The 16088-nt window shown below is 44.8% G+C and carries 14 protein-coding genes and 1 pseudogene; 11 read left to right on the top strand and 4 right to left on the bottom strand.

The window, feature by feature from the left end; translation table 11 throughout:
* Positions 1-17: 17 nt before the first annotated feature.
* Positions 18-1439 carry a helix-turn-helix domain-containing protein gene (locus JOE49_RS20195; RefSeq protein ID WP_209942647.1) on the bottom strand — a complete coding sequence of 474 codons (1422 nt, stop codon included), beginning with the start codon at positions 1437-1439 and terminating at the stop codon, positions 18-20.
* Between the two features lie 245 nt (positions 1440-1684).
* Here JOE49_RS20195 and JOE49_RS20200 point away from each other — a divergent pair, with 245 nt between their 5' ends.
* Together JOE49_RS20200 and JOE49_RS20205 are read left to right on the top strand one after the other, a co-directional pair.
* Positions 1685-2137 (top strand): hypothetical protein, encoded by a 453-nt coding sequence (locus tag JOE49_RS20200; RefSeq protein WP_209942649.1) that lies wholly within the window; start codon positions 1685-1687, stop codon positions 2135-2137.
* A 261-nt stretch (positions 2138-2398) separates the two neighbouring features.
* Positions 2399-2857 carry a hypothetical protein gene (locus tag JOE49_RS20205; RefSeq protein ID WP_023989092.1) on the top strand — a complete coding sequence of 153 codons (459 nt, stop codon included), beginning with the start codon at positions 2399-2401 and terminating at the stop codon, positions 2855-2857.
* Positions 2858-2928: 71 nt separating this feature from the next.
* Here the strand turns inward: JOE49_RS20205 and JOE49_RS20210 are convergent, their stop codons facing one another.
* A complete protein-coding gene (locus JOE49_RS20210) occupies positions 2929-3162 on the bottom strand; it encodes a hypothetical protein (RefSeq protein ID WP_160790836.1) in 234 nt (77 codons plus the stop codon).
* A 177-nt stretch (positions 3163-3339) separates the two neighbouring features.
* Positions 3340-4636: pseudogene (locus tag JOE49_RS20215) on the bottom strand (transcriptional regulator).
* 319 nt (positions 4637-4955) lie between these two features.
* Between JOE49_RS20215 and JOE49_RS20220 the strand changes: the two are divergent.
* Entirely contained in the window at positions 4956-5381 is a 426-nt protein-coding gene (locus tag JOE49_RS20220; RefSeq protein ID WP_023989095.1) for a MaoC family dehydratase, read from the top strand.
* A 68-nt stretch (positions 5382-5449) separates the two neighbouring features.
* Here JOE49_RS20220 and JOE49_RS20225 read toward each other — a convergent pair whose 3' ends face one another.
* Positions 5450-6502 (bottom strand): ketopantoate reductase family protein, encoded by a 1053-nt coding sequence (locus tag JOE49_RS20225; protein ID WP_209942651.1) that lies wholly within the window; start codon positions 6500-6502, stop codon positions 5450-5452.
* A gap of 202 nt (positions 6503-6704) precedes the next feature.
* Here JOE49_RS20225 and JOE49_RS20230 point away from each other — a divergent pair, with 202 nt between their 5' ends.
* The 8 genes from JOE49_RS20230 (at position 6705) to hydF (ending at position 16065) form a co-directional block, all read left to right on the top strand.
* Positions 6705-7250, top strand: a complete 546-nt coding sequence (locus JOE49_RS20230) for a TetR/AcrR family transcriptional regulator (RefSeq protein ID WP_209942653.1) — start codon at positions 6705-6707, stop codon at positions 7248-7250.
* Between the two features lie 633 nt (positions 7251-7883).
* Complete coding sequence (locus JOE49_RS20235; protein WP_013310644.1) at positions 7884-8249, top strand: hypothetical protein; 366 nt, start codon at positions 7884-7886, stop codon at positions 8247-8249.
* Positions 8250-8376: 127 nt separating this feature from the next.
* Positions 8377-10539 (top strand): formate dehydrogenase subunit alpha, encoded by a 2163-nt coding sequence (gene fdhF, locus JOE49_RS20240; RefSeq protein WP_023989097.1) that lies wholly within the window; start codon positions 8377-8379, stop codon positions 10537-10539.
* Positions 10536-11186, top strand: a complete 651-nt coding sequence (locus JOE49_RS26725) for a 4Fe-4S dicluster domain-containing protein (protein ID WP_076295294.1) — start codon at positions 10536-10538, stop codon at positions 11184-11186. Before fdhF ends, JOE49_RS26725 begins: the two co-directional genes overlap by 4 nt.
* A 32-nt stretch (positions 11187-11218) precedes the next feature.
* Positions 11219-12724 carry a [FeFe] hydrogenase, group A gene (locus JOE49_RS20250; protein WP_245248449.1) on the top strand — a complete coding sequence of 502 codons (1506 nt, stop codon included), beginning with the start codon at positions 11219-11221 and terminating at the stop codon, positions 12722-12724.
* A 65-nt stretch (positions 12725-12789) separates the two neighbouring features.
* On the top strand, positions 12790-13380 hold the full coding sequence (locus JOE49_RS20255) for a 4Fe-4S dicluster domain-containing protein (protein ID WP_028540676.1): 591 nt from the start codon (positions 12790-12792) through the stop codon (positions 13378-13380).
* Positions 13377-14825 carry an aspartate ammonia-lyase gene (locus JOE49_RS20260; RefSeq protein WP_028540675.1) on the top strand — a complete coding sequence of 483 codons (1449 nt, stop codon included), beginning with the start codon at positions 13377-13379 and terminating at the stop codon, positions 14823-14825. The genes JOE49_RS20255 and JOE49_RS20260 overlap by 4 nt, the downstream gene beginning before the upstream one ends.
* Complete coding sequence (gene hydF / locus JOE49_RS20265) at positions 14812-16065, top strand: [FeFe] hydrogenase H-cluster maturation GTPase HydF (RefSeq protein WP_028540674.1); 1254 nt, start codon at positions 14812-14814, stop codon at positions 16063-16065. Before JOE49_RS20260 ends, hydF begins: the two co-directional genes overlap by 14 nt.
* Positions 16066-16088 lie beyond the last annotated feature (23 nt).

Consider the following 16088-nt stretch of genomic DNA (forward strand, 5'->3'; position numbering starts at 1 on the left):
TAACAATAAACAAAAAGCTAGCCGCGATGATCAGAAAAGCCACTTTTTTCAACATTATCTAACCACACCTTTTCTATGAGATTGTAAAACTCTGTTTTTGTTTCAGGAGCCGCCTGAGCTTTGAAACGCACAAACAAGCCCATACAATTTATAAAATAAGTCTCATTATTTATTGTATGTGACTTTACCATTGAATACATCAAATATTTAAAGCCAACGTTATGCATCCCTCGGTACAAATAATAATAAGCCAATTCATATCCAAAGCGTGCAAACTGTTCTGGTATAACTTGCTTAGTATACATGTCAGATGATGGTTGTCCGTGTTGCACAATAGAGCCAATAACCGTTTCAAAACGTTTAAGTATGTAATTCACATCTAACTGATATCGGTTAGCTGCAAACATTACGTTCAACAGCTTAGTAACCATTTCTTTGTCGGCCTCATTAGATGTTGCAGCTATATATTCAACATAATCGTTAAGCACACTTGTATCCCCAGACAAAAGTTTAAATACGTAAGTATTAACTTCTGCCCAATGTTGAAACAAGCCGATCCAATCCTGTGTATCCTCGTCTGTCTCTTTCACCCAATTTAAGTTAGCGTATGCGTATGTATACTGTAGAGCTTGTTGATAATCGCCTTGGGCTTCACAAACACCTGCACACAACAAGTCAGCATAGGTAATATACACAAACATGGGACGACTTAGCTTCTTAGTAGACTCATCACGTTTTAGATCCTTCTGTTGATGTTTTAAAGTATATTGGACTTCCGCTTTAGCTTTCATTTTCCTTGCCATTTCTTCAACCTTGTCCCATTTACGCAATGACCTGTACATGTTCGCCAAATCTTTCAATGCATCAAGTTGGTCTATTTCATCTAGGCGCTCAACAAAAGCTTTAAATATCGTAGCTGCACTGAGATTGCGGCTTTGATCGTCTCCAACTTGAATCGTAAATATACGATATTGACAGACTGCCAAACGCTCAGAATGTTGATATTTCTCCGCTTCAGCTACCCCCTCATAGAGCAGCAATGCAGCCGCATGTCTTCCCTCCGCCAACAATTCTTCTGCAATTTCAAATAGCTTGGGTGAATACAGTAGATTGTCCATGATGGCTTCCACCACTCGACGGATCGCATCCAACTTGTCCAACTCCGCACAGCGAAACAAAAATGGCTCGATTCGCCTCATATTCGGAGGATGATCGATGATGTAGTTTTCTATAAACAGATCGTAAAAATACCCTTCTGGTAAACCCATAGCCTCAGTGATTAGGTCGAGCTGGTTAACAGACATTGACTTATTCCCTGTCACAATAGCACTTACTATTCCCCTATTCATGCCTGCAAGTTGCCCAAATTGCGTTAGACTCAAACCTTCTTGTTTTAAATATCCGTCTAATTCTGCTCGAATCGTAGGTGTATGCTTCATGTCATATCCACCCTTCATTCAGAAATACCAAAACTTTTATATTATTGCATTCTATTGTTGTCCATAATTTAACAGTTGTCAATAAGTTTTGAAATATATGTCATGCAATATTCAGATGAATTATATATTTTCGAATATTAATGATTTTTTACCATTTTGTTAACAAAAATCTACATTTTATTCTTTTTTTATATGGTATACTTGGTCGGTAGTACAAATTATACCATTCAAGAGGACGATTTTTGATGAAGTTTAAAAACACAGCAATCATCCTTACAGGTGTATTGGCTCTTACGGCAGTAGCTCCGCTGGCTACTTCTGCCACACCAGCTACAGGGATTAAAGTATCGAAGGATCATGGAGGTACAGTTATCCAACAAACTGGTCAAGAGGTACATGAGGTTCTTGGTGGGACAAGTCCGACGATGGACTTAACTGTTAAAAAAGGTTATGGACATGTAAAGATTAAAGTTCGGAATGAAGGAACATCAAATCTCACTTGGAGCTTGCAGGGTAACGGGAGAGAATATGTCTATAAAACTGTTGGCAAAGGAGACACATTAACATGGACTAGTCTTAATTCATTCCCTAATGGAATGCCTTCAGGGGAATACGTAATTCAATTCAGAGCCAACGGTAACAAAGTTGAAGGCGAAGCTTGGGGTACTACTGGTCAGTACCCAGGAGACATTAACTAACCGTTATTACAAGCAGGGGAGCGTCTTGGAGTTAAATCCAAGGCGCTTTATGTATTCAATGTTGCCATACTCAGTGTCTAACAAAAGCCCAGCCGACCAATTAAGGTTAGCAGAACTTTTAACTATATATAGATAAATCAAACTATTCCCCATTGATTCACATAACAACATCATTTAATGGTACTTAGTGACTATGTACACAGATATTCAGATTAATTATAATTATTTATGTAGTTAAATTATAGAAAGAAGGGATTTAATTTGAAAAGATTAATGAGTTTTGGTATCGCCACATCATTACTTCTGTCACTAAGCCCTGCTGCTTTTGCGCAGGATTCAATTTCAGCAAATCAAACTGATAATGGCTTCATTAAAGTGATCGAAAATACTGAGAATCAGGACGGACATGTTATTACTCCTTTTGATGTTCAATTGATTAATCCGATACATCACACTGGAAAAGGAGCATTTGAGAAAACCTTCACCATGATCCCTGAGAATGGAGAAGACGCCAATGTGTTCGTTAAAAATAATGGAAGTTCAACAGTTTATGTAGAGATTAAGAAAGCAGGTTCTAGCACCTCTATAGACACTTCGGTTTCACCTGGTAGTCAAAAGACCTTGCAAATTTATTCTCAAAGTAAAAACTCATATAGTGTATACATTTATACCCAGGACGGTTCCCAGATGGACCTCAACATAAGCGCAAGACAATTCTAATTAATGTACAGAAATTACTAAGTGGCTTCATATACATCCGACTCACATAAAACAGAGAAGGACTCTATCGGCTATATACCGTTGGAGTCCTCTTTCACATCTACTCTAAATTCAAACTGTTTACGGAAGAAATAAGATCCGTTAATCTTAACCGACTCCGGCGTAATATTCTTCACTACTCCACCGTAATCCACAATATCTATCAAATCTTTACCCAGCGGCTGAACCACGTATACTCTTACCTGGCTTAATGCAGCTGCAAATAATTCTATATCTGACTTTAACACTTTATATGTATGGTTCATGCTGATCACATCAAGATAGTTATTCTGTGGTATGTGTGGTAATTCATACACTGAAGAAAGCTCTGCTAACCTTATGGTCGGCAGAGCTTTCTTTTGCTTTAGAATCCCCCAATTTGTACAAGGGTCTGAATAAGCTGATCATGATTGTGAGCGGGTACGATTATAAAAAACAAAAAGCTACTCGCAACGATTAACAATGCCATTTTTTTCAACATTACTTAACCACACCTTTTCAATTAGATTGGAGAACTCTGTTTTGATTTCAGGAGTCGCATGGACTTGGAAACGCATAAACAGACCAATACAATTTATATGTGACTTTACCATTGCATACATCAAGTATTTAAAGCCATCACTGTATTTCACCCGATGTAAATAATAATGAGCCATTTCGTAACCAAACCATGCGAAATAGTCTGGTATTACTTGTTGGGTATATATATCAGATGATGTTGGGAGTTGAGCAAATGTATTAATATTCGTTTCAAAACGTGAAAGGACATCATCCACATCTATTTCATATCGGTTAGCCGCTATCATAACGTTCAACAGCTTTGAGAGTTTCTCATTTTCGTTAGCGGTTGATGTTGCTGCTATATATTCAACATAGTCTGGCAGTACGCTGACATCTCCAGACAGGAGCTTATTAACGTACGTGTTACCTTCTGCCCACTGACTGAACAAGTTTACCCAGTGTTGAGTATCTTCGTCAGTCTCTTTGACCCAATCCAAATAACGGCCCTCTGGTTTCCTTTTCATGCTCGCTGTTCTTTCGATTTTTCTGCTGATGCTTTATGGAATATTGTACTTCCGCTTTCCCTCTCATTTGCCTTGCCATTTCCTCAACCTTGTCCCACTTGCGCAAAGACCTGTACACGTTCGCCAAATCCTTCAATGCGTCAAGTTGGTCCATTTCATCCAGACGTTCAATGTAAGGCTCGAACAATGTAGCTGCCTTGAGATTACGGCTTTGATCGTCACCAACCTGAATCGTGAACATTCGATACTGACAGGTCGCCAATCGTTCAGAATGTTGGTACTTCTCCGTTTCAGCTACACCCTTATAGAACAGTAACGCAGCATCATGTCGTCCCTGTGCTATTAGCACTTCTGCCATATCAAATAGTTTAGGCGAATAGAGTAGGTTGTCCATAATGGTTCCCACCACTCGACGGATCGCATCCAGCTTGTCCAATTCCGCACAACGATACAAAAATGGCTCTATTCGTCTCATATTCGGGGGGGTGTCGATGATGTAGTTCTCTATAAATAGGTCGTAAAAGTAGCCTTCTGGTAAACCCATAGCCTCGGTAATGCGATCTATCTGGTTAACAGACATAGATTTATTGCCTGACACTATGCTACTTACTATCCCCCTATTCATGCCTGCTATATGCCCAAACTCCATCATGCTCAAACCTTCTTGTTTTAGATATTGTTCCAATTCTGCTCTAATCGTGGGTGTAATTTTCATGGATAAACCACCCTCCATACATAAATACCAATATTTATATATTATTGCATACTATTGTTGTCCATAATTTAACAGTTGTCAATAATTTTTATTGATTTGCAACACTTACATTGATCTGACTGTACAAAAGTACGGAGGGTTACTTGCTGAGATAGACTCTTTAAATTAGTTTTGTTGCTATAACGCTACGGATTTTAAAGGGAAATATTAAGTTGTAGACTGACAATACGTCATTAAGCTAACAGGCAGTTTAACTTGATTGGTGATATTATGCTACTCTAATATAAATAAGCAAATAATTGAATCAAGAGGTGCAATAATGCGATTTCATGAATTTTATATCGGACAAGTATTTAAAACCAAGTCTTTAAAATTAACTAATGAGGATATCACCAGATTTGCAAGGGAGTTTGACCCGCAATATATGCATTTAGATGAAGAGAAAGCATTGCAAGGCAGATTTAATGGAATTATCGCTTCAGGAATTCAAACATTAGCTGTTTCTTTTAAGCTTTGGGTTGAAACAGGCAGTTACGGTGATGAGGTTATTGCTGGAACGGCTATGAATAATATTAAATTTATCAAACCAGTGTATCCAGGCGACGAATTGTACACTATTGTTGAAGTGATTGGAGTAAAAGAGAAGCGGAATGAAACAGGACTCGTTACTGTATTGCTGTCGACTTTCAACAACAAAGAGGAGAAAGTTTTTGAAGGGGATTTATCCGTTCTGGTTAAACAATAAAGCTTTATAAAAAATCAATTGATAATGGTTTGAAGAGGTCCATGCATTCTAGCACGGACCTCTTCTCTTTATTTTAACGTGGCTTGACTTGCGGCTTCATGTTCAGCCACACGTTGCAGTAATTCCTTCAAAGCCTTCATTTGGCGACCTTGACGTTGCCCTTCTACAACTGAATTTCGCATAGATTCTACATCCTGAGTCCGCACTTTACCACCATGATGGAAACGATTGAACGCTTGATAATCTAACGGAAGCATATCTCGTTCCATTTTAAGATGTATTTTCGCCGTCATGCGTGATCCCATCATTAAACCCATGATTTTACCGACAACACCATGCTTTGGTAGAGTTGCTATTTCACCTTGTGCTCGGCAAGCAAGTTGCCAAAGTTCTTTATTGGCTACAACGGTCGAGAAGTTAGGCCAGCCTAAAATATCGCAAGCGGCGTATACAGGAAAGCCGACACTTGAGAAAATATTGAACATCGCCGGGCTTACTTGACCACAACGTGAAACTTTAGAACGATTGTACAGTGTGATAAATTGCTTTGCTACCACTTTATTATTGGTCTCGACTTGAAACCCAACGCCGTTTATCGGGTGTTTGTAACAGACAATGGCTTGGGCAATCTGATTTGGATCCGTTGGTTTGTGTACAGGGAAAATAGCGTTGGATTGATGACTTAGCGTACCCAGTATTCCTCTTAGCAACTGGTCTTCCGGAATTCGCATAACCTGAAGATAATGTTCACGAATGCCACTTCCAAACCCACACATAATCACGGTAGTTGCAGAATCACGTACGATATCACCCATTTGGGATAACATATCTATGCCTTCTGATGTTCGACTAGCATTTCCGTCCAATGTAATAATAATAAATTGATATTGCTGAGGTTTTATTTCTTCTAGATCTTTAATGACATTAAAATCGCTAAAATTTTTCAATGTAGCATCATCATAGCAATATAGTTTTTGTGGAGAATCGAATGTTGCTTTTCGTCCTTTTCGCACAAGAAAGGTAATATCAGTACCGGATAAGTGAAGGTGGTATCCAACAGAAAACCCTACAGCTCCTGCGCCCACAATGAGTATTTTGGGTTTGTTTGAGTTGATTTTCATGTTTTATTTACTCTCCTTGTATGATTGAAATAAATTATATTTTTTAATCATTATCATCAAATGAACATGTGTTGATTTAATGTCGCGATGTAAGTATAATCTACTCATCTCTGCAATCACAATAATCAATACATGAGTTAGTGTTATGAATTCAACAGTTCAGCTTGAGTTTGTTGAAAAGATGAAAAAAGAGGGGTAACATATGGTTGGAGTCAAGAATAATAGAAGAACTAAATATACGATCATTCTCATTAAAGAGAGTTTCCTGAGTCTATTAGAAACAAAAAAATTGCCTCAAATAACGGTTACTGAAATATGTAAACAGGCAGATATCAACCGTGGCACTTTCTATCTGCACTACAAAGATCCTTATGAACTATTTGAAGTAATGCAGAATGAATTTAATCAAGAAATAATGGAATCGTTACAAGAAGGAGACAGTCCCTGCACAACAGAAGAATCAATGATCAACCTATTGAACATCATTCGAGATAAGAAAACGATGTATAAAATCTTAATTTCGGAGACAGGAAAAAATGATTTTTTATCACAAGTCTTGCTTGAAGATCATGTGCAAAGAAATGGAGAAGAACCAAACAGGAAGGAACCATGTACAATGGACTATTCTTTCACTTACATGGTTCACGGTTCTATTGGAGTCATTAATCAATGGCTCGAGTTAAATGGTAAGGAAAGCCCGCAAACGATTGCCCATATCATTTCTTCCCTGGGTCATCAGAATATTTAGTTTAAATGAGTCGCTAATATAGCGGCTTTTTTATTCCAACTAAACATTAACATATGACTCCTATTCTAAATGTAGCTCCTGCAAGTGCTGCTTCTCTTGCAGTGTCAAACCAAGGCCTTTCTCGATAAAAGCATCAATGCTGCCATATTTTCTCCGCTTTACCGTAACTAAAGTACAGGCGGCACTGTACACTTTCAGGTTTCGACTTGACGGATCGAATGATGCGTTTGCAATCATATAAATGAATAATTTACTAAAAACCTCTGAGATTCGCACTGTGCTATTTTAGTATAGAGGGCTTTGAGAATGACATTTACTAATCTCAGCCCATAGTTTGTCATTCAACTGCTTTTGTATTGGATCTGTACAAACAACGCGATGGAACGAGAAGCATCATACAAATCATAGAGGTATAGCTGCTTCAAGAGCGGTCTAATCTATGTAAAATTTTGGTTCAGTGTAATGAATTTCACATCTTTCCGGGTCAACCTGTTCTACCATAGAAGGGTGATACGCCGTGCTGGGCAGACCACTTTGGTCGGGACGGTTACGTCTTGTTCTAAACCAGCTACACAGGCTGTCTGGCATGCGCGGCAAGTACGCCTTTATTTTGATTCGAAGCGGAGTGTCCAGATGTTGAATACTGAATTGGAATACCGTGAGCGCATCAGGAAGTTGGCCGTGTGTATTGTCAAGCACTACCGGGGAAAAGGACCGGACAACGTCAAGGTTTCACTGGATTCGCCGCTCCGGATTACGGTAGAAATTCGAGGTACATTGTCTAATTTGTCCGAAATTCTCGTTCATGAAGGGGCTGAGGACAAGGTCAGGGAATATTGGGACGTCCTTCGTCCCTATCTAGAAAAGGAGTTTATGAACGAAGCCGAAAAAACACTCGGCAGTCCCTTCACTTATACTTGGGAGGTCTGCCCCTCCGTCCATGGAGACGGACACATTATCATTACTCTAGAACTACAACACATACACCGGTTGGATTAGCGGGAAGGAGCTTGTCTCCTCGCTCGCGGATAAGCCAGTACAGGATGCAGCGTAAAGCGGCATTTTTGTATTGGCTTTTTTTATGTTACGAGTTTCATCTATTTCATATAAAAGAGGTGCTACACTTATGGCAGACAAGGTATTGACCGTATGTCCCTACTGCGGGAGCGGTTGTCAGCTTCATTTGCTGGTGGAAAAAGGACAGGTAATTGGCGCAGAGCCGGCTGGTGGTCGTACGAATGAAGGAACGCTGTGTCTGAAAGGACACTATGGATGGGATTTTTTGAATGACCCGCAAATTCTGACTGCACGCTTGCGCAAGCCCATGATTCGCAAAAATGGAGTAATGGAGGAAGTGGAGTGGAAAGAAGCCATTCAATATACTGCCGAACGGCTGTCAGCAATTAAGGAAAAATACGGACCCGACTCTATCATGGGAACGGGCTCCGCACGCGGTCCGGGAAATGAAGCCAATTATGTCATGCAAAAGTTCATGCGGGCGGTCATTGGCACGAACAATATTGATCATTGCGCTCGTGTATGCCACGGCCCTTCTGTGGCAGGTTTGACTTACTCGCTCGGAGATGGAGCTATGTCCAACTCTATTCCTGAAATTGAACACTCTGATCTCATTTTCGTGTTTGGATATAATGCACCCGAAACACATCCGATCGTCGCAAGACGCATTGTAGCTGCCAAGCAAAGAGGCGCCAAAATTATTGTATGCGATCCGCGCATGACCGAAACAGCTCGTATTTCGAATATGTGGCTACCCTTAAAGGGTGGTTCAAACATGGCTTTGGTGAACGCTTTTGGTCATGTACTTGTGCATGAAGAACTGTACGACAAACGATATGTGGAAGCAAACACAGAAGGCTTTGCCGAATACGTAGACAGCATTAAAAAATATACTCCCGAATATGCGGAAGGCATTACGGGGGTCAAGGCGGCCGATATCCGGGCGGCTATGAGGGAATATGCAAAGGCCCCAACCGCTACAATTTTGTACGGAATGGGCGTATGTCAATTTTCACAGGCCGTTGATGTGGTAAAGGGGCTCGCTTCCCTTGCACTGTTGACTGGAAATTTGGGCAAGCCGAATGTGGGTATCGGACCAGTACGGGGACAAAACAATGTACAGGGGTCCTGTGATATGGGCGCTTTGCCGAATGTGTATCCTGGCTATCAGGATGTAACAGACAACACAGCTCGCAAAAAGTTTGAAAAAGCATGGGGTGTTGAGCTGCCACGTAAAAAAGGCTATCCACTTACGGAGGTACCACACCTCATCCTGAAGGAGAACAAGCTGAAAGCTTATTACATTTTCGGTGAGGACCCTGTACAAAGTGATCCGAACGCCGCCGAGTTGCGTGAAGCCCTAGACCAATTGGAATTTGTCGTGGTTCAGGATATTTTCATGAACAAAACAGCGCTGCACGCTGATGTCATCCTCCCTTCTACTGCCTGGGGCGAGCATGACGGCGTATATTCTTCGGCAGATCGGGGCTTTCAGCGCATCCGTAAGGCCGTTGAGCCACAGGGTGATGTTAAGCCAGACTGGGCCATTATTAGCGAGGTTGCTACCGCCATGGGCTATCCTATGTCCTATGCAAACACAGAAGAAATTTGGGATGAAATGCGCAGTCTCAGCCCATTATTCTCCGGTGCCAGCTACCAAAAAATGGAGCAGCAAGGCGGCGTGCAATGGCCCTGCCCTACTGAAGATCATCCAGGTACACCGTATTTATATAAAGGAAATCAATTTTCGACACCTAGTGGCAAAGGCAGATTATTCGCCTGCGAATGGCGTCCACCACAAGAACAACCGGATGCAAAATACCCGCTTGTCTTGTCCACAGTCCGTGAGGTAGGTCACTATTCCGTTCGTACCATGACTGGTAATTGCCGCGCGCTGCGCCAGTTGTCTGATGAGCCTGGATTTATTCAGATTAGCCCAGAAGACGGAGCAGATCTGAATATTCTGGATGGCGAAATTGTTGCTATATCCTCTCGCCGGGGACGCATCATGGCACGGGCACAAATCAGTGACCGTGTGCAACAAGGTGCGACCTACATGACCTATCACTGGTGGGTTGGAGCATGCAACGAGCTGACCGCTGATTTTCTCGATCCGGTATCCAAAACCCCGGAATTAAAATACTGTGCCATCCGTCTGGAACGGATCGCCGACCAAGCGCAGGCCGAACGTGATGTACATGAATCGTACCAACGGATTCGCAGACAGATGAACGTCCAGGAAGCTGTTTTGGCTGATAAGGTGACGAGATGAGCGGCACAGGGAATATGATGCACCGTCTGACAGATAACCGGTCAGCTTCGACGAGTAGAATGGGAGCAGCCAGTAGAACAAGCGCTGTTGCTTCTTCTTTTGTAGTCGCAGACGCCGGACAGTGCATCGGTTGCAAAGCCTGTGAACTGGCGTGCTTCGCCGTTCACAGTCAGGCTAACGGCATAGGAGCTTCGGTCGGAACCGTCAGCGTACCTGTTGTACCCAAGGTGTATGTTGTACGTACAGGGGAAATGTATGTGCCGGTGCAATGCCGGCATTGCGAAAATGCCCCCTGCGCACATGCTTGTCCGGTACAGGCCATCCGTCAGGAGGACGGCGTCGTCATGATAGATGAGGAACGATGTATCGGCTGTACCTCCTGTGTTTTGGCCTGCCCCTTCGGGGCAATTGAGGTGTCTCCGGTCTACCGGGCAGGACACGTTGTAACGCAGTCCGGCCTGACTCACCGTGCAAATCGAGTCGCTCTTCCCCGCACCGCAGCAAGCAAATGCGATCTGTGCGCGGAAACAGAGAACGGACAGCCTGCATGTGTAGAGGCCTGCCCGAATCATGTCCTACGGCTGGCCAAAGGTATATCCGACTCACCTCCAGAGCCTCGGCGGGAAGTCTTTTTCCCACGCCTATAAGGTCAAAATCAGCCGCAGAAAGGTAGAAAACCATGTCAACCACAATAGACAAGATCTCTTCGCCTCCTTGTATGAAGACGACTGATTGCACAGACCCTGTCATTCATATTGACCCTACGCTCTGCACAGGATGCAGACGTTGTGCTGGGGTTTGTCCAGTAGATGCCATAGAGGGATTGCCCGGAGAACCGCAAACCGTTAATGCAGACCGATGTGTTATTTGCGGTCAATGTGTACAAATATGCAGCGTATACGCATCTGACTGGGCAGGTTCATCTCCACAGGAAGGCGCCGCTAGACGGCTGGAACGTATCCAAGAACGCGATATGCCTGCCGACATCAGAGAGCCACTATTCGCTGCCTATTATAGCTACAACTTGAATAAGGTAGCCGATATGATGACCAAACCTGGACAGTTTCGGATCGTCCAATGTGCTCCGGCCATTCGTGTTTCACTCGCGGAGGAATTTGGAATGCCGTTCGGCACCTTGACGCCTGGGAAAATGGCTGCTGCTTTACGCCGCCTTGGCTTCGACCGGGTATACGACACCAACTTTGGAGCTGACGTGACCATCATGGAGGAAGGCACTGAATTGATTCGTCGCGTGACCGAAGGCGGTCCCTTACCCATGTTCACATCCTGCTGTCCAGCATGGGTACGATTTGCAGAGATTGAATATCCCGATCTGCTAGACCATCTATCCAGCTGCAAATCTCCGATGCAAATGTTAGGAGCGCTAATCAAATCTTATGGCGCACAACTGGACGAGGTGGAACCTGCGAATATATACAGCGTTGCCATCATGCCCTGTACCTGTAAACAATTTGAGTGCGATCGTCCCGAAATGGAATCTGACGGTTACCGTGATGTGGATGAGGTACTGACCACACGTGAACTTGCATACTGGATCAAGCAGCGCGGAATTGATTTTGCGAACCTGCCTGATGAAGAATTCGATTCACCGTTAGGGCAATATTCAGGTGCAGGCTCCATTTTTGGAGTCACTGGAGGAGTCATGGAAGCTGCCATCCGTACAGGTTACGAGCTGCTGACAAATGAAAAACTGCCGAAGCTCCAGCTCGATTTTGTACGTGGTGAGGAAGGCATTCGAGTAGCTGAGGTTCAGGTAGGCAAGCTGCAGCTCAAGGTAGCGGTCGTCGCCGGGCTACAACATGCCTATCAGCTACTGGATCGTGTCCAGGCGGGCGAATGTGATTATCATTTTATTGAGGTGATGGGCTGCCCTGCTGGATGTATCAGCGGAGGGGGACAACCCAAGCTCATGTTAGAAAAGCAACGAATTGAAGCTTATCGGGCACGTAAATCCTCCATCTATGGACATGATGCTGCACACCAGGTACGAAAATCGCATGAGAACCCTCACATCATCAAACTTTATGATGAATTTCTAGGTGAGCCGCTGGGTCATGTGTCGCATCATCTGCTGCACACCACCTTCCAACAACGGGGGCCCGGCAAGCAAAGCCGCAGCAACACTATTTCCACCAAAGGGGATGCGGATTACTCCATTCATTAATACATTAAGTTATTTTTATGCTGTATACATTATTTTTGTCGTAAGTTAGAGAGGAGTCGAATTGTATGAACCGTTTTGTTTTAGCTGATCCCGATCAATGTATCGGCTGTCGTACCTGTGAAATCGCATGTGTCATCGCACATTCAGCGGAGAACCCTTTTATCTCGCCGGATGATGAGTTTCATTTTCACCCTCGTCTGAAGGTTATCAAATCATTTGGGGTCACTGCACCCGTTCAGTGTCGTCACTGTGAGGATGCTCCATGCGCCAACGCTTGTCCGAACGGCTCTATTACGAACGCAGATGGCTGCATTCTCATTAATAGCGAAAGCTGCATTGGCTGTAAAACCTGCATGATCGCCTGCCCTTACGGCGCGATTAACATGGTACCCGAGTATCGAAACGGGCAGCCTGTCGTGCAGGATGGATTGTATACCAATATGTCAGGACGCTTGCAACCCAAAGAGCGCATGATTGCCAGCAAATGTGATTTATGCGAAGGCGTGGACGGCGGTCCGGCCTGTATTGGTAAATGTCCAACACAAGCCCTCAAACTGGTCGAGCCAGATCTGGTTCATGCCCGGGTTGAAGAAAAACGCGCTGCAAGTGCACGTCAGCTACTGCATATGACACGCATTCCGGCAACGGGTTTATGACCGAAGGTTTCCCTCTGCCTACAAATACGCGAACCGAGCGGGATGCGCTAGGAGAGATGGAAATTCCCGCAGATGCCTTTTACGGTATTCACACCGCACGCGCGATGAACAATTTTGTGGTCAGTGGCAGGCCCGTGAACCAAAACTTGATCCACGCTCTTGTGTTGGTAAAAAAAGTAGCCGCTCAAGTGAATGGTGAGCAGAAACGGCTTCCTGCCCAACGGGCCTCCGCCATTGTAAATGCCTGCGACGAATTACTCGCCGGGAGGCACCAACATATGTTTACCGTGGATGCCATACAAGGCGGTGCAGGCACCAGTACCCATATGAATGTAAATGAGGTCATTGCTAATTTGGCCATCGTACAGCTAGGAGGCAGACCAGGGCAGTATGAGATTATACATCCTCTGGATGATGTGAACTGCTGCCAGTCTACGAATGATGTCTATCCCACAGCGCTACGAATTGCAGCGATACGGCTGCTTCGACCTTTATGTGACACGATGTCTTCGTTACAGGATGCTTTACAGCACAAAGAAACGGAATATGCTGACCTGCTCAAACTAGGCCGCACTCAGCTAATGGATGCCCTGCCCATGATGGCCGGGCAAGGCTTTGGTGCCTACGCAAAGGCTATAGCGCGCGACCGCTGGCGTCTCTATAAAGCTGAAGAGCGGCTGCGGGAAATCCCTATTGGAGGCACGGCGATTGGCACAGGTATGAACGCGCCCCGCGCTTACAGCTATCGAATGGTCGAAAAGCTGGCGGATGAGACTGGTTTTGGACTGAGTCGCAGCGACCACCCGATGGACCCGATTCAAAATATGGATGTCTTTGTGGAGGTGTCCGGTCTACTCAAATCAGCCGCCGTGAATCTGTACAAAATATCTGGCGATTTTCGCCTACTGGCCTCTGGTCCTTTCGGTGGTATTGGCGAATACACGCTGCCTCCAGTTCAGGCCGGATCCTCTATTATGCCTGGCAAGGTCAATCCGGTAATAGCTGAAATGGCAGGACTAACAGCCATGCGTGTGATAGCCGAAGATGCGGCTATCACTATGGCCGCTGCCTCCGGTCAGTTGGAACTAAACGCATTCCTGCCGCTGATTGCCGAATCGCTGCTGGAATCGCTACATATTCTGAACAGCGCGGTTCGACTATTCGAGGAACGATGCGTACGCGGCCTGATCGTGCGTGAGGAACGCTGCACTAAAAATCTGCGTAACTCAGCCGTGATGGCTTCTGCGCTGGTCGCGGAGCTTGGCTATGATGAAGCTGCCTCCATTGCATCTGCAGCCATTGTGCAAGGTCGCACACCAGAGGATATTGCAGAAGATCGCGGCCTACTGACCCGTTCGCGGATTGACCAATTATGCCATCCCTATACAGTAACCAAACCCGGAATTCCGGGGCAGGAAGAAGGAACTCACCATGGGAATGAATGATACCCCTCGTAGCAACCGACCACATATTGTCCTGCTCGGTCGCCGCAACGCAGGCAAATCCAGCATTCTGAACACCCTGACGGGTCAGCCCGTCGCTGTGGTATCTCCTGTAGGAGGAACGACCACGGACCCCGTTTTCAAACCGATGGAGCTGCTCCCAGCGGGTCCCATTGTTCTGGTGGATACCGCCGGACTGGACGATGAGGGTGAGGTCGGGGAGCTGCGCCGCAACAAAACGCTAGAAATACTTAATAGTACAGACTTGGCCTTGCTCGTTATCGACGCCACCGTTGGAGTCGGACCATTCGAGCATGAGCTACTCGAAAAGCTCCGCACCAAAAAGATTCCTGTTATTGGGGTATTGAATAAGATAGATACCCTTACTGAATCAGATAAAACGGCTACAAAGCTGGCAACTGAACTGGATCTCACCCTGATTCCTTTCAGTGCATCTTTGCTCCAGGGAGACACGGAACTGAAAAAATCTATCACTAATACACTCCCCCAAAATGAGGATCGTTTCCGTATCGTCGGTGACCTGTTGTCACCCGGCGATGTTGTTGTGCTGGTCGTTCCCATCGACAAAGCTGCACCAAAAGGCCGTTTGATCCTGCCACAGCAGCAAACAATCCGCGATACACTAGAGAGCGATGCCATCGCCGTAGTGACCAAAGAACATGAACTACGATTGACGCTGGAGAGATTGGGACGTAAGCCTCGCTTGGTCATTACCGATTCACAGGTTTTTATGAAAGTAGCGGCCGACACGCCCAAGGATGTACCTCTCACATCTTTTTCCATCCTGTTTGCCCGTCATAAAGGCGATCTGGACGAACTGGTACGAGGTGCAAGAGCCATTGATCGCCTCAAGGATGGAGACCGTGTACTCATTGCCGAAGCCTGCACTCACCAATGCCAATCTGACGATATTGGTCGAGTGAAAATTCCCCGCTGGCTCCGCCAAACGATAGGCAAACGTCTCATCATCGAGCATGCATCCGGCTCCAGCTTCCCTGATGATCTGAGCGAATATGCACTGGTTATTCATTGCGGTGCATGCATGCTCAATCGGCGTACGATGCTTCATCGAATGTCGGAAACGAAAGCTGCCGGAGTGCCGATTGTGAACTATGGTATTTTCATCGCTTATGTACAGGGGGTCTTTCCCCGTGCTATTGAATGCTTCCCATCTGCTATGCTGGCATGGGAGCAAGCTGTAGAAGCCGGCAGTTATTCCTAAAAGACCTTATCTCGTCATTAATA

It is taken from the genome of Paenibacillus sp. PvR133 (assembly GCF_017833155.1).
Taxonomy (GTDB): domain Bacteria; phylum Bacillota; class Bacilli; order Paenibacillales; family Paenibacillaceae; genus Paenibacillus; species Paenibacillus polymyxa_B.

Excerpts from the sequence above, each read along its gene's own strand:
- JOE49_RS20195 (WP_209942647.1), bottom strand. The coding sequence starts at position 1,439 with ATGAAGCATACACCTACGATTCGAGCAGAATTAGACGGATATTTAAAA.
- JOE49_RS20200 (WP_209942649.1), top strand. The coding sequence starts at position 1,685 with ATGAAGTTTAAAAACACAGCAATCATCCTTACAGGTGTATTGGCTCTT.
- JOE49_RS20210 (WP_160790836.1), bottom strand. The coding sequence starts at position 3,162 with ATGAACCATACATATAAAGTGTTAAAGTCAGATATAGAATTATTTGCA.
- JOE49_RS20220 (WP_023989095.1), top strand. The coding sequence starts at position 4,956 with ATGCGATTTCATGAATTTTATATCGGACAAGTATTTAAAACCAAGTCT.
- JOE49_RS20225 (WP_209942651.1), bottom strand. The coding sequence starts at position 6,502 with ATGAAAATCAACTCAAACAAACCCAAAATACTCATTGTGGGCGCAGGA.
- JOE49_RS20230 (WP_209942653.1), top strand. The coding sequence starts at position 6,705 with ATGGTTGGAGTCAAGAATAATAGAAGAACTAAATATACGATCATTCTC.
- JOE49_RS20235 (WP_013310644.1), top strand. The coding sequence starts at position 7,884 with ATGTTGAATACTGAATTGGAATACCGTGAGCGCATCAGGAAGTTGGCC.
- fdhF (WP_023989097.1), top strand. The coding sequence starts at position 8,377 with ATGGCAGACAAGGTATTGACCGTATGTCCCTACTGCGGGAGCGGTTGT.
- JOE49_RS26725 (WP_076295294.1), top strand. The coding sequence starts at position 10,536 with ATGAGCGGCACAGGGAATATGATGCACCGTCTGACAGATAACCGGTCA.
- JOE49_RS20250 (WP_245248449.1), top strand. The coding sequence starts at position 11,219 with ATGTCAACCACAATAGACAAGATCTCTTCGCCTCCTTGTATGAAGACG.
- JOE49_RS20255 (WP_028540676.1), top strand. The coding sequence starts at position 12,790 with ATGAACCGTTTTGTTTTAGCTGATCCCGATCAATGTATCGGCTGTCGT.
- JOE49_RS20260 (WP_028540675.1), top strand. The coding sequence starts at position 13,377 with ATGACCGAAGGTTTCCCTCTGCCTACAAATACGCGAACCGAGCGGGAT.
- hydF (WP_028540674.1), top strand. The coding sequence starts at position 14,812 with ATGGGAATGAATGATACCCCTCGTAGCAACCGACCACATATTGTCCTG.